General features: G+C 72.5%; 2 pseudogenes. One reads left to right on the top strand and one right to left on the bottom strand.

The window, feature by feature from the left end:
* Positions 1-314: pseudogene (locus SM452_RS30390) on the top strand (alkene reductase); the annotation flags it as partial.
* A 70-nt stretch (positions 315-384) separates the two neighbouring features.
* Here SM452_RS30390 and SM452_RS30385 read toward each other — a convergent pair.
* Positions 385-828 (bottom strand): annotated as a pseudogene (locus SM452_RS30385) (LLM class flavin-dependent oxidoreductase); the annotation flags it as partial.

The raw sequence follows: 828 nt of genomic DNA, 5'->3' as shown, positions 1-828 counted from the left end.
CCTACCTGCACATCGCCGAGGCCGACGACCGCGACCTCACCCGCGAGCTGCGCCGCCGGTGGGACGGCCCGCTGATCCTCAACCCGTTCACGCCCGGAACGGTCACCGGCCCCGAGCAGCTCGCGCTGATCGAGGACGGCACCGCCGACCTGATCAGCTTCGGCGGCCTGTTCCTCGCCAACCCCGACCTGCCCGCCCGGCTCGCCGCCGGCGGGCCCTACAACACACCCGATCCGGCCACCTTCTACGGCGGCGACGCCCGCGGCTACATCGACTACCCCACGCTCGACGGCAGTCCGAGCGCGGTGAGCTGACCACCGCCGCGCGCAAGGCCTGCCCCGCCGGACGCCGCGGGCAGGCCTTGCGCGGAGCGACATCGGCCGGCTACCGCACCAGTGGACCGACCTGCTGTGCGGTGAACCGGACGAAGCCCTCGAGGTCGGGTTCGTCAGCGGTGGGCTGCAGGATCACGGCGTCGGCTCCGGCGTCCCGGTAGCGGTTCACGACAGCGGCAATGTCGGCTGCGTCGCCGAACGCTGTGGCGTCCCAGCTGTCCGACTCGTTCCAGGACTCCAGCTCGCGTGCCATGCGTGCCTCGGCGTCGGGACCGGTCGCCGCATGGACGTACACGGTGACGGCCTTGGCCGTCGACCTGACGGCGGCCACCTCCTGCGGAGGCGTGCCGGCGGTCAGCAGGATCCCGTCGGCGACCTCGCAGACGAGAGCACGCGTCTTCGGCCCGGTCGCGCCGGCGAAGATCCGGGCCGTGCCCACCGGCGGGTAGTCCAGCTTGACCTTGTCGAGCTGGACGTACCGACCCGACGTCGT

It is taken from the genome of Micromonospora sp. SYSU B005 (assembly GCF_055362685.1).
Note: the sequence above shows the minus strand (reverse complement) of the source record. Positions and strands in the feature narration are given on the sequence as shown.